Origin of the sequence: Noviherbaspirillum cavernae, from assembly GCF_003590875.1 — a bacterium.
Taxonomy (GTDB): Bacteria; Pseudomonadota; Gammaproteobacteria; order Burkholderiales; family Burkholderiaceae_D; genus Noviherbaspirillum; species Noviherbaspirillum cavernae.
Genome location: NZ_QYUN01000002.1, coordinates 2511536 through 2535146, shown reverse-complemented (window position 1 = coordinate 2535146; position 23611 = coordinate 2511536). Strand labels below are relative to the sequence as shown.

The window sequence follows — 23611 nt, the reverse complement described above, 5'->3', positions numbered from 1 at the left end:
CTGCCTGGTTTGACTTGCGCGGTCAGACGTTGCGCTTGATGTTGAAGGGGGCGAAGCCCTGGCAGGTCGGCATCATTTCAATGTAGTTGATATTGACGTGCGCCGGCAGTGTCGCAATCCAGTACGCTGCTTCCGCGATATCGCCGGCAGTCAGCGGCACCGTGCCTTCATACACCTTGGCCGCTGCTGCATCGTCTTTGAGGCGCACATTGGAGAATTCCGTGCCGCCGCACAAACCGGGCGCAATGTTTGTCGCGCGTACACCGGTGCCGACCAGGTCGGCACGAAGATTGAGCGTGAACTGATCCACGAATGCCTTGGTTGCACCGTAGACGTTCCCGCCGGGGTAGGGGTACGTGCCGGCGATCGAGCCGAGGTTGATCACCAGTCCGCTTCCGCGCGCAACCATCGTCGGCAGCAGCGCACGCGTCATCGTGACGAGGCCCTTGCAGTTGGTGTCGATCATGGTTTCCCATTCTTCCAGCGATGCCTGTTGAGCCGGAGCGACGCCAAGCGCGAGCCCCGCATTGTTGATCAGGACGTCGATTTCCCGCCACTCGGCAGGCAGCGCGGCAAGCGCATTGTTGATGGAATCCTTGCTGCTGACATCCATTTCCACCGGCAGCAGCGCTGCGCCCAGTTCTGCCGCCAGCGCGTCGAGCCGGTCCTTGCGGCGGGCGGTGGCGATCACCTTGTGTCCGTGCCGGACGAATTTGTGTGCCATTTCAGCGCCGAAACCGGAGCTTGCTCCTGTGATAAGAACGAGCATGAATTTTCCTTTTCTGCAAAATTTGCGGGGTGCCAAAATTGTAGCGGAAAGCAGCCTGTCTGCATGGGTGCCAAGGGTAGGGCTCCTTGCTCAATTCAGACAGCTACCTTACAATTTAATACCATTTCGTCTCACGTGACTGGCGAAACACCGGAGCCCACGGTTCCGGCACAAGGTGGATATCCACCGGGGAACGTGAGATTCTCTAGCCGTTCGCCTGGGCAGCCACAAATGGAACGCACGACTGAGGCTGCCTGTCATTTCCCAATGGCCCTCATTCGATTCCGAGCTTCCGGCAAGAGTTGCCGCGTTTCCCGACGGAGCGGGCGCACAACGCTTGTTGGCAAAGGCTTGAAGCAAACGTACTTTGCATATTTAATCGATTGGAGATTCTCATGTTCGCAAAAGACCACACCATCGCCAAAGTCGATCCGGAACTTTGGTCCGCCATTCAGCACGAAACCACGCGTCAGCAAGAGCACATCGAACTGATCGCCTCCGAAAACTACACCTCGCCTGCGGTGATGGAAGCGCAGGGCTCGCAACTCACGAACAAGTACGCCGAAGGATATCCCGGCAAGCGCTATTACGGCGGCTGCGAGTATGTCGATGTCGCCGAGACGCTGGCCATCAACCGCCTCAAGGAACTGTTCGGTGCCGAAGCGGCGAACGTGCAACCGAACTCCGGCTCGCAAGCCAACCAGGGCGTCTTCTTCGCCATGCTCAAGCCCGGTGACACCATCATGGGCATGTCGCTTGCAGAAGGCGGGCACCTGACACACGGCATGTCACTGAACATGTCAGGCAAGTGGTTCAACGTGGTTTCCTACGGCCTCAACGACAAGGAAGAGATCGATTATGACGCGATGGAGCGTCTTGCCCACGAGCGCAAGCCGAAGCTGATCATCGCGGGCGCATCCGCCTATGCACTGCGCATCGATTTCGAGCGTTTCGCCAAGGTGGCAAAGGATGTCGGCGCATACTTCATGGTCGACATGGCGCACTATGCCGGCCTCATCGCAGCCGGCGTCTATCCCAATCCGGTGCCGCATGCCGATTTCGTCACATCGACTACGCACAAGTCGCTGCGCGGTCCGCGCGGCGGCATCATCCTGATGAAGGCGGAACATGAAAAGGCGATCAACTCGGCCATTTTCCCGGGGATCCAGGGCGGTCCGCTGATGCACGTCATTGCCGGCAAGGCAGTTGCCTTCAAGGAGGCGCTCGCGCCTGAATTCAAGGAGTATCAGCAGCAAGTGGTCAAGAACGCGGACGCGCTGGCAAAGGCGCTGATTGCGCGCGGCCTGCGTATCGTGTCGGGCCGCACGGAATCGCACGTGATGCTGGTCGATCTGCGCGCGAAGAAAATCACCGGCAAGGAAGCGGAAGCCATCCTCGGCTCGGCCCACATGACCTGCAACAAGAATGCGATTCCGAATGATCCGGAAAAGCCATTCGTCACTTCCGGCATCCGTCTCGGCAGCCCGGCGATGACCACGCGCGGCTTCAAGGAAGCGGAAGCGACCAAGGTCGGCAATCTGATCGCGGACGTGCTCGACAATCCGCATGACGTTGCGACCATCGAACGCGTGAAAGCGGAAGTCAAGAAATTGACCGACGCTTTCCCGGTTTACGGCGCGTGATACTGGGCACCGTTAGCGCCGATAATTGCATCGGTTGAGCGGATAAAAGCGGTCGCTTGCCATTGGCTGAAGCGCACCGCTTTTATGCTATTCGGGACAGCATTTATTTTGAGCTCCGGTTTTGTGCTTTTGCATGGCAACAGCCCTTGGTGGACGCAAACAGTGCATGAATTGTTGCGAGGACACTTGATAATTTTTCCAAGCAACAAAAAATTAATGAATTGACAATAAATTAATTGTAATATTGCACGAGTTTTTTAATTACTCCTTTCTTCTGCTTCGCAGCAAGTACCATGAAATGTCCCTTTTGTCATCACGAAGACACCCAGGTTCTCGACACGCGCGTGTCGGAAGAAGGGGATACGATTCGCCGTCGTCGTCGTTGCGCCGCATGTGACAAGCGCTTCACGACCTACGAGCGCATCGAGTTGACGATGCCGGTCATCGTCAAGAAGAACGGAAGCCGTACCGATTTCGATCCGGCAAAACTGCGCGCCAGTCTCATGCTGGCGTTGCGCAAGCGTCCTGTGTCTGCGGAAGCGGTAGATGCCGCCATTCATCGTATCGAAGAAAAACTGCTATCCAGTGGCGCACGTGAAGTCCTGTCGGGCCACATTGGCGAACTCGTCATGCGCGAACTGAAGCGTCTCGACAAGATCGCTTACATCCGCTTTGCCTCTGTCTACAAGAGTTTTGAAGACGTTGCCGAATTTCAGGATGCGATCGCCGAAGTCGGGCGCGAACGCAAACATTCCAGCAAGTAGTCATTGAAGCCGCCGTGCATGTGCAAGGCGGCTTTGTTTTGTCATAAATATTGCAAATACAACAACTTTATTGAGGCTGGCGAACATGGTCGTATGCATTCGTCGTGACAAAAGGGGAGGGCATCACGGTGTTTCCGTGAGCTGTAACTCGCGAAACGGTTTTTCGATGATTGAAGTCCTCGTTTCGGTCTTTGTGCTCGCGCTGGGCGTGATCGGAGCCGCCGGGATGCAACTGGTTTCCCTTCGAACTACCCAGCAATCTGCATTTCAGACGGCCGCATTGCAACTCGCCTCCGAGATGGCCGACAAGATGCGCGCAAATGCGAATCAAATGGGATTGCCTGATGATCAGAATCCCTTTCTCGCGCTGAACTACAAATCCGCCACTGATGCTGCGCCGGAGGCTCCTGCCAAACTGTGTTTTTCCGCGACATGTAGTGCAAGTGAGCTGGCCAGTGCCGACATCTACGATCTTCAACGTCGGGTCAAGGAATTGCTGCCAAGCGGGCGCGTGACAATCTGCCGTGATACCCAGCCATGGGACGAGTCAATCAATGGCTTGGCATGGGATTGCACTGCAGGCGCGGGCAACGGATCGGTTGTGATCAAGATGGGATGGCAGGAAAAAGCCGCTGATGGAAAATTGATCAAGAACGAGAATGACCTGTTCCCACCGGCAGTGGCACTCACAGTGCAACCCTACGCACAATGAATAGCTGCCGATACCATCAGGCCGTCCGCCTCCGCTTCGCGAATCAATCAGGACTGACATTGGTGGAGCTGATGATCTCGATGACGCTGGGATTGGTGGTTGTCATGGCGGCGACAGCGCTGCTGTTGTCGACCAAATCCGGCTATGCCGTGCAGGACGAGAGTGCGCGTATTCAGGATACCGGCCGTTACGCGATCGAGAGCATTGCGCGCGCAGTGCGGCAGGCGGCGTACGAGGATTGGCGTACGGATGACGTACCGATTCTATCCACCGGTGACATCAGCGCGAATATCGAAGGCCTTGACGCAAAGAGTCTGAAAAAAATTACCGCTGGCATCGAGTCTCCTCAAAGTGACGCGGTCAATGGCAGCGATGTTCTTGCAGTCCGCTTTTTCGGTTCCGGTATCGGAAAGCATGGGGACGGGACCATTATCAATTGCGCCGGCTTCGGCGTCCGTGCTGCGACTTCGCAAGCGACGGCCGAGAGCGAGCGCGGATGGAGCATTTTCTATGTTCGCACGGGTACGGATGGGGAGCCAGGGTTGTATTGCAAGTGGAAGAAAGACGCCGAGCCAGGCGCGGGCGGCGACGATAGCTGGACGGCGGAATCGATCGCGCGTGGAGTCGAGTCGTTCCAGGTGTTATACGGACTCGACCTGAACGCTGACTCGTTACCTGACCGGTTTGTCAGCGCAACAGCGATAAATGCGATGGACGATGCGTTTGTGGCGGCAGCAGGCGCTGCGGAAAACCCCGTCGACAAGAACAAGATAACCAACTGGAAAAAGGTGGTGACGGTCAAGGTGGCGCTTCTGCTCCGCGGCTCGCAGCCGACGCGGGAGGGCACGCCAAATCTGGTGTACGACCTGTTCGGCAAGGACTATGCCGATGCCAACGCGACGACCGATATCGGGACGCGAATCAAGGAGATGGCGTTGCCGAATTCGATACGCAATCGCGCACGGAAAGCGTTTGCGATGAGCATCCAGTTGCGGAACCAGGCGGCGGGAAGCGGAGCATGACGTCTGTGTGGCAAACATCGGGGGCGATCAGCCGCAAGCGGCGATGCGCCAGTCAACCATCGAGGCAAGTCGGCGCTTCGCTGATTGTGTCCCTGCTGATGCTGATTGTCATCCTGCTGCTTGGCATTTCCGCAGCAAGTCTTGCCTTGCAAAGCGAGAAAGCATCGCGCAATGATCGCGATCGGCAAATTGCGTTTCAGGCTGCGGAAGCCGGCCTCATGGATGCCGAGCGCGACATTGAACGCTCTCCCGATCCGGGAAAATCCCGCAGTCATCTGTTTGCAAATGACAGTGCAGAGGGCTTCGTCCCGGGTTGCGGCAACAGTGGCACGAACCTTGGCTTGTGCAGTCCCGCTCACAACGCTTCCCCCCAGATCTGGCAAACCGTCGATTTCATGGATCAGTCGGCCAATGCGCATACGGTGCCGTACGGACAGTTCACCGGGCAGATATTCCGAACGGGGAAAGGAGTGCTGCCAAGCCGGCCTCCACGTTACATCATCGAATTCATGTCGGATACGCGCCCCGGTGCATCGGCCAGCGCGGAGGACATGGCATTCATCTATCGCATTACCGCGATCGGCTTCGGCATGCGCGAGTCGACGCAAGTGGTATTGCAGTCGATCTACAGAAAGGATGCTCAATGAAGACAAGGCGGATCATTCGCTTCCGAAAAGCTCTTGCGATGCTGCCGAGCGTTGTCGTCATTGCCGTCGGCTTTGCGTCATCGTCGGCATGCGCTGCGAATCCTGTGGTGGAAATCGCGAACGGTCCGTTGTTCAGCGCACGCGGCAACGTCCACCCGAACATGATACTGAGCCTGTCTGTCGAATTCCCAACGGTCGGAGTCGCCTATCGCGGCGATGATGGAAGCTACAACCGGACCACGGAGTATGTCGGATACTTCAATCCCGCGAAGTGCTATGTCTACAATGGCGGAAATCGGAATCTGACCGACACCGGATACTTCTACATATACAAGAACGCCGACCCGGTAACGCATGAATGTGACGGCAATTCCTTCAGCGGTAATTTCATGAACTGGGCTGCGTCATCCGCAATAGACATGCTGCGCTACGCGTTGACGGGAGGTGACCGGATCATGGACACGGCAGATATGACCATTCTGCAACGAGCGGTTCTCATGGATTCCGGAACGAACAATTTCTATGCCCATTCCACTTATTTTCCTCGCAGGAAAATCATTGAGAGCGGCAACGTCAGTGCGCCGAAACGAGTAACGCCTTTCGATGTCTCCACGCTATATGTTGTGTCCTGTCGCAATCGCATTCTTTTCAGCGATCAGAGCAGCGAGCTTGGCGGAAACAACGCATCCTTCAGCAGCAAGGCGAGCACATACTGCCTGTCGAAATACGACGGCAATGGAAAGGCATCGGAGGAAGCGCAGGATAAGCGGCTTGGGGAGTATCTGGTACGGGTCCAGGTCTGTGACGAGAGCGAAGGACCCGAGCGGAAGGATCTCTGCAAGCGGTACGGCAGTCGCTACAAGCCGGTTGGCGAGATTCAGAACAAATCCGACAGATTGCGCCTTGCCGCGATGGGATACCTGTTGGACGACAGCGAGACGCGCTATGGCGGCGTATTGCGAGCACCGATGAAATACGTCGGCGCGAAAAAAGTGGAAGCCCCCGAATTCGTCCCGGTACCCAATGACAAACCGGAATGGGATCCGGAAACCGGCGTGTTGTATCCCAATCCTGAGAATCCGCTGGATAAGTACAACAAGGTGGTGAACAGCGGTGTCATCAACTACTTGAACAAGTTCGGCCGTACCGCGAGCTACAAGAGGTACGATCCGATCGGCGAACTGTATTACGAAGGCATTCGCTATCTGCAAGGGAAGCAAGCGACGCCAGATGCGACGACAGGCATGACGGAAGCGATGAAGGATGGTTTCCCCGTAATTGATACATGGGTCGATCCATTGATTGCGTCTTGCCAGAACAATTACGTGCTGTCGATTGCTGACGTTAACACTCATTGGGACCGCTATATTCCCGGTAATGAGCGCACCAAGTACGGCAGTGCGTTGGCGGACGCATTTGACGCGACCCGTCCTGCTGACAGCGCCGATGGCAAGAACCCGGTATTGGACGTCAAGCCGTGGACCGGACGGGTCGGTGACTTGGAAACCAATTCCAATGGCGAGAACGACAATCCCGTTCCCAATACGACGCTCGCGCAACTCGCTGTCAAAGACACCGGCTCGGGCGGACACGGCACTTACTACATGGCCGGATTGGCCTATTGGGCAAATACACATGACATCCGCCTCGACAAGCGGACCCGCGTGAAAACTTTCACCATTGATGTGGATGAAGGCGGAAATGGGCTCATCGATAACAACCCCCGGTCGCTGAAGCCGCGCAACAGTCAGCTCTATCTGGCCGCGAAATACGGCGGGTTTAACAGTGATAACAATGGCGACAGTCCGTTCGACCCCGATGCGCCGAGCCCGAGCTGGAAATGGGACAAGGATGGCGACGGAGTGCCGGACAACTATTTTCTGGCAGGCCAGCCGCAGAAACTGATTGAGTCGATTCGCAAGGTGTTCAACGCGGCCGGCGATGTCAGCGGTACGATCTCGGGCGTTTCGGCGTCGAGCGCCAAAATCGCATCCGACGGAGCCTATGTATATCAGCCCGGCTTCAATTCCGGAAAATGGACCGGCAGCCTGAAGAAGCTGGCGCTGACATTGACCGATGACGGCGGCATCAGCATTGCAGAGAGCGCGGTGTGGGATGCCGGCACGCTACTGACCGGCACGAACTTTCTGACGCCGAATCCGTCGCACGCGCAACGCCGGATCTACACGACGAAAGTCGATGCCGACAATGTCGTCACGACGACGGAGTTCAAATGGAGTGGCTTGAGCGAAGCGCAAAAAGCGTTGCTGAATGTCTCGCCCGTGAGTGGGGCGGTGGACGATCTGGGTGAAATGCGGGTCAATTTCCTGCGCGGCGATCGCAGTCCCGAGGTCGACATGCCGAAGATGTTTCGCTCACGTGACAGCGTGCTGGGCGATATCATCAACAGCAATGTGGCGTATGTCGGCGCGCCGGCCTTGAATGGCAGGGGCGACGGATACCAGGAGTTTCGCGAGGCGCGCAAGAACCGCACGCCCGCAGTATATGTGGGCGCGAACGATGGCATGCTGCATGCGTTCAACGCGAATGACGGCAAGGAACTGTTTGCATATGTGCCGCGCCAGGTGATTGGCGGCTTGTCCCAGTTGACGCGGCCCGACTATGTACATCGACCCTTTGTCGATGGTGCCTTGACAACCGGAGATGCCATGGTGCGCGGATATTGGGCAACGGTTCTCGCGGCAGGTCTGGGTGGAGGTGCGCAGGGTGTCTTTGCACTCGATATCACCAATCCTGCCAGTTTCGGCAGCGGCAACGGCGCGTTATGGGAATTCACCGACGCAGACGATGTGGACATGGGAAACCTGACAAGCGCGCCTGTGATAGCGAAGTTCCGGATTGCGGTGACGAACGGCATTCCCGTATACAAGCATTTTGTCGTCGTTCCGAGCGGCCTGAACAATTACAAGGATGACGGCAAATCCAATAGCGACGCCTCGAATGCGCTGTTTCTGCTCTCGCTCGACAAACTACCCTCGGCGCAGTGGAAGCTGGGAGTCAACTATTACAAGTTCAAGATTCCCGGTACGGATTCCTCCTTGCAAAATGGATTGGCAACGCCGGCGCTGGTAACCGATAGCAACGGTACGGTCCGACTCGCCTATATCGGAGACCTCCAAGGCAATCTGTGGCGTATTGATTTTTCCGGTGCTGCGTCATTGGGTGCGGTGCAGGTCGATAGTGCGCCGTTGTTTACTGCCAAGGATGCGACACAGGTACGTCAACCTATCACGATGCAACCCAAGGTTGTATTTGCTCCGGGCGGTGGATACGTTGTGCTGTTCGGTACTGGCAAGTTTGTCGAAAACACGGATGCAGCTGCGGGCAGCTTCAGAGCGCAGACCTTCTACGGTGTATATGACGAGTCGGGTCCCAAGGGGGCCACGCTCACGCGTAGCGCACTGGCCGCACGTATGATCGAGAAGAGCGGGGCGGGACTGAACGTCGTTGGCGACACGTTTTCGTATGGCGCCACTGGCGCGCAAAAAATGGGATGGTTTGTCGACTTTCTTGATGCGGACAAGACCGGCGAGCGCGCGGTAACCAATCCGGTCCTTGCCAATGGCATGATGTTCTTCAACAGTCTTATCTTCACCAGCGATCCCTGTGACATGGGCGGCGGTCGCACCTATGTCCTGAATGCGCTTACCGGTCTTGCGGCAAACGGCACGCTGACCGGGTATCTGTCACAAGTGGGCATGCTCAGCTCGCCAGTCGTATTCCAGACAGCCGCAACGGTGGGGGATCGCAATTCAATCGGACGGAGAACGGTAACGAAGAAAAATTCCGTGGCGAGCTTTGGAACGGGAGGCGCAAAGGCCGCCGAAAACGGCTTGATTGAAACCGCTGTTCCTGCCGGACGATTTAGCTGGCGGGAAATATTGAACTGGCAGGAATTGCGTGATGCGTTCAACAAGTAATCGGCCCATTCCTGCTCCCTATTGCCGTTGCGCGGGTTTCACGCTCATTGAAGTGATGGTTGTCACTGTCATCGTCGCCGTACTGGCATCGATTGCCTATCCCTCATATCAAGGAGCGATCCGGAGAGCCAAAAGAGCAGAGGCGCAAGCGGCGTTGATGCAGCTGATGCAACAACAGGAGCGTTTCTACTCCCAGAACAACAGCTATATTGCCTTTTCATTCTTGTCCGAAAGTGAAAGTGAAACACGGTTCAAATGGTACCTGGGCCAAAGTGCGGCGAAGAGCGCGTATGAGATCAGCGGCTCTGCATGCGACGGAGAGACGATCGCCGATTGTGTCGTGCTGACGGCAAAGCCGGGTACGGAGAACGTGGACATGAATTTCACGGATTTGCAATGCGGCGATTTGACATTGCGAAGTACTGGCGAGAAAGCTGCAAGCACCGATTCCACGGATTGCTGGAGATGAAAGGCATGGTTCGTTTATCTTCCATTCGCGGTACGGGCGGCTCGGGTTTTACCTTGATTGAGATGCTGACCGTACTCAGCATCTGCGCCATTCTGTTGGCTGTTGGCGTACCGAGCTTTCGAAATCTGCTTCAAAGTCAGCAACTGACAACGACTGCCAACGATTTCTTTGCAGCAATCAATCTTGCGCGATCGGAGGCGATTCAACGAGGCACGCGCGTCGATCTGGTACCTGCGGGCAATGGAAGTGACTGGGACAGCGGATGGGTCGTTTTCATCGACCAGAACAAGAATCAAAGACCGGACTCGAGCGAACAGATCATTTTCTCGCATGGTCCGGTTCCGCAGTCGCTCACCGTCGCGTCGGATTTCACCGACAACGATGACGATGCCAAATATATTTCGTATACCGGCAGTGGGCGTACTCGTACCAATGCCAACAGCCTGCAATCTGGCAGCGTTTCATTCACTCTGGGTAAGCACGTGCGCAAGATCTACGTCAACATGCTGGGGCGGCCGCGGGTATGCAATCCCGATTCGGGCACCAAGTGTTAGGAAGAGGGCAGGCGCGGCAGACGACAGGATACAATTGAGCGATCGAAGCTCAACGCAAGGTTGCCGGTAGGCGCCACCTGCAACAATGTCACCTCAATCCTTGGAAATTCTCAGCGACTCGCAAGGCATGAGCCGCGCCCTTGAATGGGCATCGAAAGGCCTATTCACAACCTCACCAAACCCGCGGGTCGGTTGCGTTATCGTCAAGGACAATCGCATCATCGGCGAAGGCTGCACCCAGCCTGCCGGACAGGCTCACGCTGAAGTGCAGGCGATGAATGATGCCATCAATCGCGGGTTTGAACTGCGCGGTGCCACCGTCTATGTAACGCTTGAACCATGCAGTCACCATGGTCGCACGCCGCCTTGCGCTGATGCACTGATCCGGGCAGGTGTATCCAGGGTCGTCGCGGCGCTGGCCGATCCGAACCCGCTGGTTGCAGGCCAAGGGCTTGCGCGTCTGGCTGCTGCGGGTATCGAAGTTGCCTGCGGCGTACTGGAAAACGAAGCGAGGGAAATCAACATCGGCTTTTTCTCGCGTATGCAGCGCGCCAAGCCGTGGGTTCGCATGAAAGCTGCAGCAAGTCTCGATGGCAAGACGGCATTGCACAACGGACTCAGCCAATGGATTACCTCCGAACAAGCACGCAACGATGGTCATTGGTGGCGCGCGCGCGCCTGCGCGATCCTGACCGGCATTGGTACCGTCAATGAAGACGACCCGCAGCTGAATGTGCGGGAAATCGATACGCCTCGACAGCCGCGCCGCATTGTGGTTGACAGCACATTGCAGATCAGCCCGGACGCGCGCATCCTTCATGGAGGTGGAACGTGGATTGCGGCGGCCCGTCCGAATCCCGAAAAGGAGGCGCAGTTGCGGGATCGCGGGGCGGAAATCATCATGCTGCCGAACGCACACGGCAAGGTCGATCTGCCCGCCTTGATGCTGGAACTCGGCAAGCGACAGATCAATGAACTCCATGTCGAAGCCGGCTACAAGCTCAATGGCTCGCTGATTCGCGAAGGCTGTGTCGACGAGTTGCTGCTTTATCTCGCTCCCAGCCTGCTGGGCGATGCCGAGGGCCTGTTCGATCTTCCTGCCTTGGAGGCACTGGATGGCAGACTCAGGCTATCTTTTCACGAGGCCAGGCAGATTGGTTCCGATTTGCGTATCCTGGCCCGCTTCATTTAACTGGATCATATTTGTCATGTTCACTGGAATTGTTGCTGCAGTAGGAAAAATCACTTCTGTTTCGTCGTTGGGCGGCGAGGCAACAGCCGGCGTCCGGTTGACCGTCGATGCGGGCGGATTGCCGATGGCGGATGTCCTGATCGGCGATTCGATCGCGCTCAATGGCGCTTGCATGACCGTGGTGACAAAGACCGATACGGGCTTTGCCGTGGACGTGTCCCGCGAGAGCCTGAGCCGGACCACAGGCTTGGGCGCGGAGGGGGAGGTGAATCTGGAAAAGGCGCTGACATTGTCCGACCGATTGGGCGGGCACTTGGTGTCGGGCCATGTTGACGGGCTGGGCGTCGTCTGCAAGTTCGAACCTGTGGGCGAGTCGTGGGAGTTGGTGATCGAAGCGCCGAAAGACCTCGCAAAATACCTCGCCTACAAGGGATCCATCGTCGTCAATGGCGTATCGCTCACGGTGAACAGCGTCACAGATAGCGCAAGCGGATGCGCGGTTTCGATCAACCTCATTCCCCATACGATTGAAGTCACCACGCTCAAGCACCTCAAGCCGCAGGCGCGGGTCAATCTGGAGATTGACCTGATTGCGCGCTACGTGGAGCGGATGTTGAGCCACAAAGAGTAGGGGTCTTGAACGCTTCGCTTCAGCGATGCCAACGCACGCTGCCGGATTGTTCTTCGATGGACGTTGTCAAAAGTGGAATGTGATCGACAAACGATCGGATTCCCGACTCGTGCAAAGCGGTCTGCACGGAACCAGCCGCGACCCTGCTCGTAAAAATCTGAGTACGCGCTAAATCCTTTAAAATAGCGGCCTGTTCAGGATTTCAGTCATGTCCATTTCAACAACTCAAGAAATCATTGCCGAGCTTCGTGCCGGACGCATGGTCATTCTGGTGGATGAGGAAGATCGCGAAAACGAGGGCGATCTGGTGCTTGCCGCCGAATTCGTCACACCGGAAGCCATCAATTTCATGGCCAAATATGGCCGCGGCTTGATTTGCCTGACCTTGACGGCGGAGCGTTGCGAGCAATTGAATTTGCCCATGATGACTACCCGTAACGGGACATCGTACGGCACGAATTTCACGGTTTCCATCGAGGCCGCAGAAGGAGTGACGACCGGCATTTCCGCAGGGGATCGTGCACGCACGGTGCAGGTTGCGGTTGCCCGCAATGCAAAACCGTCCGACATTGTGCAGCCAGGCCATATTTTTCCACTGAAGGCGCAAAAGGGCGGCGTATTGATGCGTGCAGGCCATACCGAAGCGGGCTGCGACTTTGCGGAACTGGCCGGATTGACTCCGGCTGCCGTCATCTGCGAAATCATGAAGGACGACGGCACAATGGCTCGCCTGCCGGACTTGATCGAGTTCGCGCAACAGCATGGCCTCAAGATCGGCACGATCGCCGATCTGATCCACTACCGCAGTCAGAACGAAAGCATTGTCGAGCGCATTGCGGAGCGCAGCATGCAAACGGCGCACGGCACGTTCAAGACGATTGCCTATCGGGATAAACCAAGCGGCGGTGCGCACCTTGCGCTGGTGCATGGCGATCTCGCTCCTGAACTGGAGGCGCTGGTGCGCGTGCATCAGCCGGTGTCGATTCTCGATTTGCTGGAAACCGAAGTCACCACACATTCGTGGAACATCGCCTCGGCGATGGCCGCCATCAAGGCGTCGGAGCGTGGCGCGATGATATTGCTGAATTGCGAGGAATCTGCGGAGCAGATGTTTGCGCAATTCGACGCGCTGAACAATCCTGACACGCAACCCGTGTCGCGTGCAGCACGCATGGATTTGCGCACTTACGGCATAGGCGCGCAGATTCTCAAGGATCTGGGCGTAGGCAAGATGAAGTTGCTCGCCAGTCCACGGAAGATGCCGTCGATGACTGGCTTCGACCTCGAAGTGGTGGGCTATCAAGGCAAGCCGCAGATGTGATGGTTGTTCCCTGCAAGCGGGGACGATAACGAGGAACAATAGCGACAATTCCGATTGCATCGACAGCTCGCATATGCCATGCGAGACACGTTGCGGCAATTCGGGCGACAAGACGACAAGAACAACGCGCGATCGCGCACAAAGGAACAGTCATGACAGTAGGAACATACGAATCCAACCTTGACGGGCAAGGCGTACGCATCGGCATCGTGCAGGCCCGTTTCAACGAGGATGTCTGCCATGGCCTGCTGTCAGCCTGCCTCGCGGAACTCAAGCATCTGGGCGTGGCGGACGAGGACGTGCTGCATGTCACTGTGCCGGGTGCGCTGGAAATCCCGCTTGCGCTGCAAAAGATGGCGCAAACGCAGCAGTTCGATGCGCTGATCGCATTGGGCGCTGTGATTCGCGGAGAAACCTATCACTTCGAATTGGTATCGAATGAATCTGGTGCAGGCATTACGCGCATTGGACTGGACTTCGGTATCCCGATTGCCAATGCGGTCCTCACCACCGAAACCGATGAGCAAGCCGAAGTGCGGATGGCCGAGAAGGGGGCCGATGCGGCGCGTGTCGCGGTCGAGATGGTAAATCTATCCATTGCCCTGGAAGAACTTGCCGAAGCAAGCGAGGACGAATAGTCCATTTGTACGATTTGTACGACGGCAGGTTTGTAGCTGCCGCCACTCCAGTTAATTTTCAGGCCTTCCCTCAATGCACGGAAGGCCGCAGCTTATCGCCATGACCCAGAAAACCGTCCATGCCAATCCCAACAAGAACCGTACGCCGCGCCATCGCGCCCGCGAATTTGCGCTGCAAGGTCTTTACCAATGGCTGTTGAACAATGAGGATGCCGGCGCGATCGATGCGCACATCCGCGAAGCGCACGGCTTCGACAAGGCCGATGCGGAGCACTTTGACGTGCTGTTGCATGGCACTATCAAACAAGCTCCCGCCCTGCGCGCCAGCCTCGCGCCGCTGATTGACCGCCCGATCGACCAGTTGTCGCCGGTTGAGCATGCTGCACTGCTGATTGGCGCGTTCGAGCTCAACAACCACATCGAAATTCCGTACAAGGTTGTGATCAACGAGGCGGTCGAACTGACCAAGTCCTTTGGCGGAATCGACGGACACAAATACGTCAACGGCGTGCTGGACAAATTTGCCGCGAAGGTGCGCGACGTCGAAGTCAACGACGCCAAAAAGCGTTGATGCCGAAACAAGAAAATCTCCCGCGAGACGCTGCGCCGCGGCCCCGGCTGGACCGAGCCACATGAGTTCCTCACATCCCGATTTTCAAGTCGCCTCCCGACTGGCGAATATTGCGCCATTCCATGTGATGGAACTGGCGAAAATGGCGGCTGATCTGGAAAAGCAGGGCCGTCACATCATTCACATGGGTATCGGCGAGCCTGATTTCACAGCCGCGCCGCCGGTGATCGAGGCCGCCGCACGTGCGATGGCTGACGGCAAGCTGCAATACACGGCAGCACTCGGGATTCCCGCGCTACGGGAGGTAATTTCGGCACATTATCGGCGCGTCTACGGCTTGGACATTGCTCCGGCGCGCATCATTGTGACCGCCGGAGCCTCGGCCGCACTGTTGCTGACATGCGCAGCGCTGGTCGAGCCCGGGACCGAAGTGCTGATGCCGGATCCGTCGTATCCATGCAATCGCCACTTTGTCGCCGCCTTCGAGGGACGCGCGACAATGATTCCGAGCGGCCCGGAGCAACGCTTCCAATTGTCCGAATCGATGGTGCGTGAACACTGGACGGCAGCCACACGCGGCGTGCTGCTCGCATCGCCTTCCAATCCCACCGGCACCTCCATCGAACACGGCGAATTGGCAAGAATCGTCGCTGCGGTGCGGGAAAAGGGCGGCTTCACCATTGTCGACGAGATTTATCAGGGACTGAGCTATGACGCTTCGCCGTTCTCGGCGCTGTCGCTGGGCGAGGACGTGATTGTCATCAACAGTTTCTCGAAGTATTTCAACATGACCGGCTGGCGACTCGGCTGGCTCGTTGCCCCGGAACGTCTGGTACCGCAGTTCGAAAAGCTTGCGCAGAACCTGTTTATCTGTGCGTCGAGCATTGCCCAGCATGCCGGACTTGCATGTTTCACGCCCGAATCCATCGCGATCCACGAAGAGCGCAAGGCAGAATTCCGGCGTCGCCGCGATTACATCGTTCCGGCATTGCGGGAGTTGGGCTTCAAGGTGCCGGTGACGCCTGATGGTGCCTTCTATGTATACGCAGATTGCTCGGAGTTGGCGGGTGATGCCGATCAACTGACGATCGATATCCTGAATCAGGCGGGCGTCGTGCTGGTGCCGGGACTGGATTTCGGTCCGCATACGGCGCGCAACTATATACGCGTGTCATATGCGACGTCGATGGAGAACCTGCAGGAGGCGGTTCGTCGCCTGCGAGAGTATTTTTCCGGCAAACGCAATACACAATGAAAAAAGGAGCCAGCGGCTCTTTTTTTCATATGGCATGAACAGCGTTGTAATTACAGGACTGCCACCTGAGCTGCTTTGACGGGAGTCTTGTCATTCTCGCCGATCACGGCAGATTCCGGTTCCGATGCCGCCTCCAGCTTGCTTTCCTGCGGCATCGGCTTTGACGGCGTGGAGTTCGCTGAAGTGGAATAAATCGGCACCTTTTTGCCCATCGCGACTTCCTTGAGGCGGCGGTATTCCGCCAGCACTTTCGCGCCGTATCCGAAATCCGTATCGGAGGCACCTGCCCCCACATACAACTTCAGACCGGCCTCCACCGAGCCGCCGCGTTTCACATAGTCCTTCAGGATCAGTGAACCGACCTTGATATTCGCAACCGGGTTCAGCGCGGCTTTTACGCCACCCAAATCCTGGAACTTGTCATGATGAACCTTGGACATGACCTGCATCAGGCCTTGCGCGCCAACCGGGCTTTCGGCAAAGGGATTCAGGCCCGATTCGATGGCCATCACGGACAGGATGAGCAGCGGATCCAGCTTGATTTCCCTGGCTGTCAGATAGGCAGCGGAAACGAGCATGTCGGTCGCATCCGATGCGACGCGATATCGTTTTGACAACCAATTTGTGACCCATTGCTGCTGACGTGCATTGCCGAGCATCTTGTCATCTTCATTGGCCGATGCTGCGGTTGCGGATTGCGATTGGGGGCCGGCCTTGTCCATGAGGTTGGCGAGCTGGTGAGGCGTAGCTGCCGGCTCAGGCGTGGTTTCTGCGGCAAATGGCGAAAGCGCCTTGATGTGATCGGCGATATCGGGTTTGATGAACATGACGCAAAGTGCGCCTATTGCAATGATTCCCAAGCCCATCAGCGCATGATGCGCTGTCGTGACGAAGCCGCTTGCGGTATCGCGGGCAAATACTGCCCATGCGGCGGACTGGCTGGCTTTTCGTTGCGCGAAAACGGACGTCGCGCTGAAAAAACGACTTGACATTGATCCTCCTGAATCGTCGCGGCACGCAAGAATTCAATCCGGGCTGTCCGGTCGATTTCTGGTTGCCGTGAATCAGTACATCATTTGCCAGCGCGTGGCGCGCAGGGCAAACGGCGGATTATCTGCTTCAAGCTGTCGGCTGTCTGTGCTGATCAGTGGCAGATAATTTTTTCGGGGGGAAGGCAGACGCCTTTTGAAAACACTCCTTAAAATGTCATGTGGGACCCCGATCCCGTGAATGATGGCAATTTTTCTTCAAGCAGCTGTTTGTGGAAAGCTTGCCTTGCCATCAAGTTGGGCGAATTCTAGGGGGCTGTTTATATCAAGTCAATACTAACAAAGTCGACTTTTATAACTTTTATGTATATGTTTTTCGCTGCGCCGCAATAGAAATTCAATTAAATCAAACAGTTGAGCAACCAAATTTAATAACATTGCCAACGTTAAAATTCTGCGAAAAATCATGAAATATTCCGATTTACGAGATTTTCTTTCTCAATTGCAATATTTGGGGGAACTTAAGCATATCTCCGTGCCTGTGTCGCCGTATCTGGAAATGACGGAGATTTGCGACCGGATCTTGCGGGCAGAAGGACCGGCGCTGCTTTTCGACAACCCGGTTGATCAAACGATCCCGGTTCTCGGCAATCTTTTCGGCACGACGCGCCGGGTGGCGCTTGGGATGGGAGCCGATGACGTTTCCGAGTTGCGCAGGATCGGTCATGTGCTGGCCATGCTGAAGGAGCCAGAGCCGCCGAAGGGGATCAAGGATGTGCTGGGGCTGGGTTCGCTGGTGAAGTCGCTGTGGGACATGGCGCCGAAGGAGCATCGGTCCGCGCCATGTCATGAGATTGTCTGGGAAGGCAATGACGTGGATCTGGCCCGTTTGCCGATCCAGCATTGCTGGCCGGGCGATGTTGCGCCACTGATCACTTGGGGACTGGTCATCACCAAGGGGCCGCACAAGAAACGCCAGAATCTCGGCATCTACCGCCAGCAGGTCATCGGCCGCAACAAGGTGATCATGCGCTGGCTTGCTCATCGGGGCGGGGCACTCGATTTCCGCGAGCACGGGATCGTCAATCGCGGCAAGCCATACCCGATCGCCGTCGCCTTGGGGGCGGATCCTGCGACGATACTCGGTGCCGTCACGCCGGTTCCCGACAGTCTGTCGGAGTATCAGTTCGCCGGCCTGCTGCGCGGCAGCCGCACGGAACTGGTGAAGGCGATCGGGAGCGAACTGCGCGTGCCGGCTTCGGCGGAAATCGTGCTGGAAGGGCATATCTATCCGGACGAAGCGCATCCGAGCGGCTACGAGCATGCGCTCGAGGGGCCGTATGGCGACCATACCGGTTATTACAACGAGCAAGACTGGTTTCCGGTCTTTACCATCGACCGGATCACGATGCGGCGCGATCCGATTTACCACTCGACCTACACCGGCAAGCCGCCGGATGAGCCGGCAATTCTTGGCGTGGCGCTCAATGAGGTATTCATCCCGCTGTTGCAGAAGCAGTTTACCGAGATCACCGATTTCTATCTGCCGCCGGAAGGCTGCAGCTATCGTATGGCGGTGGTGCAGATGAAGAAGGCTTACCCCGGACATGCCAAGCGCGTCATGTTCGGTATCTGGAGCTTCCTGCGGCAATTCATGTATACCAAGTTCATCGTCGTGGTCGATGAGGACGTCAATATCCGCGACTGGAAGGAAGTCATCTGGGCGATCACGACGCGCGTGGATCCGACGCGCGACACGACGCTGGTGGACAATACGCCGATCGATTATCTCGACTTTGCATCGCCGGTCAGCGGGCTGGGCAGCAAGATGGGGATCGATGCGACCAATAAATGGCCCGGCGAAACCAGCCGTGAATGGGGGCGGACAATCAGCATGACCGGGGAGGTGAAACAGAAGGTCGACCGGATCTGGCAGGAACTCGGACTCTGATCGACGTATCCGGATTGCATGTTGCGCAAGTTGATAAAAGCTTAAGCAAACTCTATACGGAGCCCGGCGCGCCGTCTAATCTGATGTCACTCTAATTATCTTGATGAAGGAGTGACTCAGATGAAACTGTTCCTTGCACTTCTCGGCACGGCGATTCTTGCCGGATGCCAATCCTCGCCCACGCAGCCTGCAGGCAAGCAGGCGCGTGCAAACCTTGAAGCCAAGAGCGGTTCGAATGTGGCCGGCACCGTGGATTTTGCCGAGCGTGGCGACAAGGTCGTCGTGTCAACAAAAGTGACCGGCTTGAAGCCGAATGCCGATCACGGATTCCATGTGCATGAGAAAGGCGATTGCTCTTCGGCGGATGCGATGACGGCCGGCGGTCATTTCAATCCTGACGCCAAGCCGCATAGCCACCCCAAGGACCCGATGCATCATGCAGGGGACATGGGCAATCTTGTATCGGATGGCAAGGGCGAGGCGGTGGTGTCCATCGAGGTGGATACCATCCGCGTAGATAACGGCAAGTTCGGCATCCTCGATCGCGCAGTGGTGATTCATGCCAGTCCCGATGATTACAAGACGCAACCGACGGGCAATGCAGGCGGGCGCATTGCTTGCGGCGTGATCAAGAAAGTCTGACGCAGAAAGTTGCGCATTTTCTTGCTGCGGGCCAGGCTGATTCGTCTGGCCGCATGAAATCAGGCAGCAGGCAGCGGGCTTTGCTGGTAGAATTCGCGTCGGCGGGCCCCTGCGCATTGTGGCATGGCCAACCTGGTCAGGTCGGGAACGAAGCAGCCACAGCCATTTCCCGCAAGTGCCGCAGACAAGGCTCGCCTCTTTCCTCCTTGCATTTCCATACCAAGTCGTTCAAACCGGCCATGCGCGCTCCAGAATATTCTGCTGCAGCGCCGGCGCAGCCAGTGTTCCGTACACACGACCGCATTCCGCATCGATCCTGCTCGCAATGAAGGCGTCCGCGATTCCGCTCGGCGCATGTTGCAGCATCAGGCAGCCTTGGGCCGCAAGCACCAGTCGCTGAACAAAACGGCGCGCCAGCATTTCCCGCTGCTCGGGCGGTGTCGCGAGATCATTGCGCAGCGCCGCAACGTGGCTTCGCAATCCCTGATGCGCTGCGGCGGTCTGCTGCAGTTCGTCCAGCCACTGCATGAATCCCTCTGGTTCGCGTTCGATGGCGCGCAGGACATCCAGGCACATGATGTTGCCGGAACCCTCCCAGATCGAATTGACCGGCGCTTCGCGGTACATGCGCGCCATCGGCCCGGTTTCCACATAACCATTGCCGCCCCAGACTTCCATGCATTCGCCGGTGAATTCGAGCGCGCGCTTGCAGATCCAGAATTTTGCGGCGGGCGTCACGATGCGCCGCCATGTGCGCTCGACCGGATCCTGCGGCGACTCGAAGGAACGCGCCAGGCGCAACATCAGCAGCGTCGCCGCCTCGCTTTCCAGCGCCAGATCCGACAGGACATTGCGCATCAACGGCTGCTCGGCAAGATGTCGCCCGAAAGCCGTGCGGTGCCTGGCATGGTGAGCCGCTTGCACAAACGCTTGCCGCATCAAACCGGCACTGCCGATCACGCAGTCAAGCCGGGTATGGTTGGCCATTTCGATGATGGTCGGAATGCCGCGTCCTTCGTCGCCGACCATGACGCCCCAGGCATCCTGGAATTCCACTTCGCTGCTGGAGTTGGACTTGTTGCCGAGCTTGTCTTTCAGCCGCTGCACCAGTACGGCATTCTTGCTGCCGTCGGGCCGCCAGCGCGGCACGAAAAAGCAGGACAGGCCGTTCTCGGTTCGCGCCAGCACCAGGTGCGCATCGCACATCGGTGCCGAGAAAAACCATTTGTGCCCGGTCAGCAGATATTCTGCGCCACGTCCTTCGCCGCGCAGTGACCGTGCGACGGTTGTGTTAGTGCGCACATCGGAGCCGCCCTGTTTTTCCGTCATGCCCATGCCGATCAGGATGGAATGCTTATGCTCCAGCGGCAAATCGCGCGGATCGTGTTCACGCGAGAACAGTTTCGGCCCCAGCGTGGCAAACAATGTCGGCTCGTTCTGCAATACCGGAATGGAGGCGAATGTCATGGTGGTCGGGCACAGCGATCCGGACTCGACCTGTGACTGCATGAAATAACCGGCGGCGCGCGCGACATGTGCACCGGGCTTCGGCAGCATCCACGGCAGGGCATGCAAGCCCTCGCGCCGCGGCAGGCTCAACAATCGATGCCAGCTCGGATGAAATTCCACGAGGTCGATGCGATTGCCGTAGCGGTCATGGGTGGACAACTCGGGCAGATGACGATTTGCCAATTCGCCGAGCTGCAATACCTCCTTGCTGCCGAGTTCCGCGCCGAAGTGGATCAGGCTGTCGTCATGCCAGTCCGCCTGCGCGCGCCGCACGCCATCACGCAGTGCGATATCGGTTGTGTACAGGTTGTAGTCGTGAAGTTCGGGGACCTGATTGGTGACTTCGTGCGTAGGCCATTGCATGCTGGATATCCTTTGCGATGAGAGCAATACATTCACGACAACCCAAGCCTGTAACTTACAGCAGGTCAGGTAAAATGTGGCTCATATTTAATCTCCGGCGCCTCTATGTCCTACCAAGTCCTTGCCCGCAAATATCGTCCAAAGAGCTTTGAAACGCTCGTCGGGCAGGAGCACGTGGTGCGGGCGCTGACGCATGCGCTGGAACAGCAGCGATTGCATCACGCCTATCTGTTTACAGGCACGCGCGGTGTGGGCAAGACGACACTGTCGCGCATCCTGGCGAAGTCGTTCAATTGTGAAAAAGGCATCACTGCGCAGCCATGCGGCGTATGCGAAGCATGCACCGCGATCGACGCGGGACGTTTCGTCGACTACATCGAAATGGACGCGGCCTCCAACCGCGGCGTGGACGAGATGGCGCAACTGCTGGAGCAGGCGATCTACGCGCCGTCGAATGCCCGCTTCAAGGTCTACATGATCGATGAAGTTCACATGCTGACGAACCATGCCTTCAACTCGATGCTGAAGACGCTGGAAGAGCCGCCGGAGCATGTGAAATTCATTCTCGCGACGACCGATCCGCAAAAGATTCCAGTCACTGTGCTGTCGCGTTGCCTGCAGTTCAATCTCAAGCAGATGCCGCCTGGCCATATCGTCGGCCATCTGGAAAACATTCTCGGCCAGGAAGAGATTGCATTCGATGCGTCGGCTCTGCGCCTGCTCGCGCAAGGGGCGCATGGCTCAATGCGCGACGCGCTGTCGCTGACGGATCAGGCGATTGCCTATGCTGCGGGGAAAGTGACGCTGGACGCCGTGCAAGGCATGCTTGGCGCGCTCGATCAATCGTATCTGGTGCGCGTGCTCGACGCGCTGGCGGCCAAGGATGGTGCGGCCTTGCTGGCGGTCGCGGATGACATGGCGGCGCGCAGCCTTTCCTGGAATGCCGCATTACAAGACCTCGGCTCGCTGCTGCATCGCGTCGCGCTGGCGCAGACGGTGCCGGCCGCCCTGCCTGACGATGTGCCGGAACGCGAACATATCCTGCGTCTCGCGGAACTGTTCGATGCGGAAGAGGTGCAGCTGTTTTATCAGATCGCAGTACACGGGCGCAATGAGCTCGGCCTTGCGCCGGATGAATATGCAGGGTTTTCGATGACCTTGCTGCGCATGCTTGCCTTCCGTCCGGGGCAAGGCGGCGCTGAAGCGAAGCCGGTTGCCTCTGCGCCGGTTTCCGCGCCGGCACCTGCGCCGGCGAGATTGAGCGCCGCGCCGCAGCAAGCGGTTGCGAGCGCGCCGGTGGCGCGGCCTGCTGGTGGCATGAGTCCGGCGCGTGCCGCGCTCGAGGCGGCACGCAATGGCGGCAAGCCGCCGGTGGCTGCTCCATCGCCGATGCCTGCTGCAAGTCGGCCGGCTCCGCCGTGGGAAGAGGAAAAGCCGCAAGCGCAAGCAGACGCCGCATCCGAAGCTTCGGATGCGGTGGCTCAAAAAAAAACTGAACCGCGATCGACCGATCTAAACAAGCAGGCTGAAGCGCCAACGCCATTCGCCGCGCCAAGCGTCTCCGTGCCGGATGAGAAGCCGCAGGCGATCAGGGCATTGCCGCCGCAGCCGGTGCCGGCGCTCGACTGGGACGGCAACTGGCCCGCGCTTGCCGCCACGTTGCCGGTGCGCGGCGTGGCGCAACAGCTGGCGCAGCAAAGCGAATTGCTCAAGTGCGACACCAATGGCGCAGGCGCGCAATTCCATTTGCGCATTCCACTCGAAACGCTGTGCGCGGCCGGCAGCGTCGACAAGCTGGCCTCTGCATTGTCCGAACATTTCGGCAAGCCGATACGTGTGGAAACGCAGATCGGTGCCGTGGAGCAAACCGCCAACGCACAAGCCATGGCTGACCGTGCCGAGCGTCAGCGACAGGCGGAGGAAACCGTGCAGAACGATCCCTTCGTGCAGGCGATGATGCGCGAGTTCGGCGCATCCATCGTGCCGGGGTCGATCAAACCGACTTAATCACAATCAACCGATCAGGAG

20 protein-coding genes, 1 other RNA gene and 1 riboswitch are annotated in these 23611 nt (G+C 57.6%); of the genes, 18 read left to right on the top strand and 3 right to left on the bottom strand.

The features are described from left to right. Window positions 1-22: 22 nt before the first annotated feature. The gene (locus D3870_RS11810; protein WP_119739326.1) at window positions 23-769 is read right to left on the bottom strand and encodes an SDR family NAD(P)-dependent oxidoreductase; all 747 of its coding nucleotides are present in this window, start codon (window positions 767-769) and stop codon (window positions 23-25) included. A gap of 125 nt (window positions 770-894) precedes the next feature. After that, a riboswitch (ZMP/ZTP riboswitch) is annotated at window positions 895-999 on the top strand. 165 nt (window positions 1000-1164) lie between these two features. Between D3870_RS11810 and glyA the strand changes: the two genes are divergently transcribed. From glyA to D3870_RS11740, 14 genes are all read left to right on the top strand, one after another. Next, a complete protein-coding gene (gene glyA, locus D3870_RS11805; protein WP_119739324.1) occupies window positions 1165-2412 on the top strand; it encodes a serine hydroxymethyltransferase in 1248 nt (415 codons plus the stop codon). 293 nt (window positions 2413-2705) lie between these two features. Next, on the top strand, window positions 2706-3176 hold the full coding sequence (gene nrdR, locus D3870_RS11800) for a transcriptional regulator NrdR (protein WP_119739322.1): 471 nt from the start codon (window positions 2706-2708) through the stop codon (window positions 3174-3176). Window positions 3177-3261: 85 nt separating this feature from the next. Continuing rightward, window positions 3262-3888: a type IV pilus modification protein PilV gene (pilV, locus tag D3870_RS11795; RefSeq protein ID WP_119741996.1), complete on the top strand. Its 627-nt coding sequence runs from the start codon at window positions 3262-3264 to the stop codon at window positions 3886-3888. After that, on the top strand, window positions 3885-4910 hold the full coding sequence (locus tag D3870_RS11790; protein ID WP_277986356.1) for a PilW family protein: 1026 nt from the start codon (window positions 3885-3887) through the stop codon (window positions 4908-4910). The genes pilV and D3870_RS11790 overlap by 4 nt, the downstream gene beginning before the upstream one ends. Next, window positions 4907-5557 (top strand): pilus assembly PilX family protein, encoded by a 651-nt coding sequence (locus D3870_RS11785; protein ID WP_119739320.1) that lies wholly within the window; start codon window positions 4907-4909, stop codon window positions 5555-5557. The genes D3870_RS11790 and D3870_RS11785 overlap by 4 nt, the downstream gene beginning before the upstream one ends. Window positions 5558-5595: 38 nt before the next feature. Further along, on the top strand, window positions 5596-9498 hold the full coding sequence (locus D3870_RS11780) for a pilus assembly protein (protein WP_158590439.1): 3903 nt from the start codon (window positions 5596-5598) through the stop codon (window positions 9496-9498). After that, window positions 9482-9967 carry a type IV pilin protein gene (locus tag D3870_RS11775; RefSeq protein ID WP_119739317.1) on the top strand — a complete coding sequence of 162 codons (486 nt, stop codon included), beginning with the start codon at window positions 9482-9484 and terminating at the stop codon, window positions 9965-9967. Before D3870_RS11780 ends, D3870_RS11775 begins: the two co-directional genes overlap by 17 nt. Then, window positions 9964-10521 carry a GspH/FimT family pseudopilin gene (locus tag D3870_RS11770; RefSeq protein ID WP_242489954.1) on the top strand — a complete coding sequence of 186 codons (558 nt, stop codon included), beginning with the start codon at window positions 9964-9966 and terminating at the stop codon, window positions 10519-10521. The genes D3870_RS11775 and D3870_RS11770 overlap by 4 nt, the downstream gene beginning before the upstream one ends. Window positions 10522-10648: 127 nt before the next feature. After that, entirely contained in the window at window positions 10649-11713 is a 1065-nt protein-coding gene (gene ribD, locus D3870_RS11765) for a bifunctional diaminohydroxyphosphoribosylaminopyrimidine deaminase/5-amino-6-(5-phosphoribosylamino)uracil reductase RibD (protein WP_242489953.1), read from the top strand. Window positions 11714-11729: 16 nt separating this feature from the next. After that, entirely contained in the window at window positions 11730-12344 is a 615-nt protein-coding gene (locus tag D3870_RS11760; RefSeq protein ID WP_119739314.1) for a riboflavin synthase, read from the top strand. 208 nt (window positions 12345-12552) lie between these two features. After that, window positions 12553-13665 (top strand): bifunctional 3,4-dihydroxy-2-butanone-4-phosphate synthase/GTP cyclohydrolase II, encoded by a 1113-nt coding sequence (ribBA, locus tag D3870_RS11755; RefSeq protein ID WP_119739312.1) that lies wholly within the window; start codon window positions 12553-12555, stop codon window positions 13663-13665. A gap of 152 nt (window positions 13666-13817) precedes the next feature. After that, window positions 13818-14303 carry a 6,7-dimethyl-8-ribityllumazine synthase gene (ribH, locus tag D3870_RS11750; RefSeq protein ID WP_119739310.1) on the top strand — a complete coding sequence of 162 codons (486 nt, stop codon included), beginning with the start codon at window positions 13818-13820 and terminating at the stop codon, window positions 14301-14303. A 100-nt stretch (window positions 14304-14403) separates the two neighbouring features. Beyond that, window positions 14404-14874, top strand: a complete 471-nt coding sequence (nusB, locus tag D3870_RS11745) for a transcription antitermination factor NusB (RefSeq protein ID WP_119739308.1) — start codon at window positions 14404-14406, stop codon at window positions 14872-14874. A 61-nt stretch (window positions 14875-14935) separates the two neighbouring features. After that, window positions 14936-16129, top strand: coding sequence for a pyridoxal phosphate-dependent aminotransferase (locus tag D3870_RS11740; RefSeq protein ID WP_119739306.1), 1194 nt, complete (start codon window positions 14936-14938; stop codon window positions 16127-16129). 50 nt (window positions 16130-16179) lie between these two features. Here D3870_RS11740 and D3870_RS11735 read toward each other — a convergent pair whose 3' ends face one another. After that, entirely contained in the window at window positions 16180-17121 is a 942-nt protein-coding gene (locus D3870_RS11735; RefSeq protein ID WP_119739304.1) for a transglycosylase SLT domain-containing protein, read from the bottom strand. Window positions 17122-17584: 463 nt separating this feature from the next. On the opposite strand from D3870_RS11735, the gene ubiD reads away from it, so the two are divergent. The 3 genes from ubiD to ffs all read left to right on the top strand — a co-directional run bounded on the left by ubiD (window position 17585) and on the right by ffs (window position 19910). Next, on the top strand, window positions 17585-19069 hold the full coding sequence (ubiD, locus tag D3870_RS11730) for a 4-hydroxy-3-polyprenylbenzoate decarboxylase (RefSeq protein ID WP_119739302.1): 1485 nt from the start codon (window positions 17585-17587) through the stop codon (window positions 19067-19069). 120 nt (window positions 19070-19189) lie between these two features. Next, entirely contained in the window at window positions 19190-19711 is a 522-nt protein-coding gene (locus D3870_RS11725; protein WP_119739300.1) for a superoxide dismutase family protein, read from the top strand. A 100-nt stretch (window positions 19712-19811) separates the two neighbouring features. Beyond that, window positions 19812-19910, top strand: an RNA gene (gene ffs, locus D3870_RS11720) — signal recognition particle sRNA small type. Window positions 19911-19939: 29 nt separating this feature from the next. On the opposite strand, the gene D3870_RS11715 is transcribed toward ffs, so the two are convergent. Next, on the bottom strand, window positions 19940-21583 hold the full coding sequence (locus tag D3870_RS11715; RefSeq protein WP_119739298.1) for an isovaleryl-CoA dehydrogenase: 1644 nt from the start codon (window positions 21581-21583) through the stop codon (window positions 19940-19942). A 105-nt stretch (window positions 21584-21688) separates the two neighbouring features. On the opposite strand from D3870_RS11715, the gene dnaX reads away from it, so the two are divergent. Then, on the top strand, window positions 21689-23590 hold the full coding sequence (dnaX, locus tag D3870_RS11710) for a DNA polymerase III subunit gamma/tau (RefSeq protein WP_119739296.1): 1902 nt from the start codon (window positions 21689-21691) through the stop codon (window positions 23588-23590). The last annotated feature ends 21 nt before the right edge of the window (window positions 23591-23611 follow it).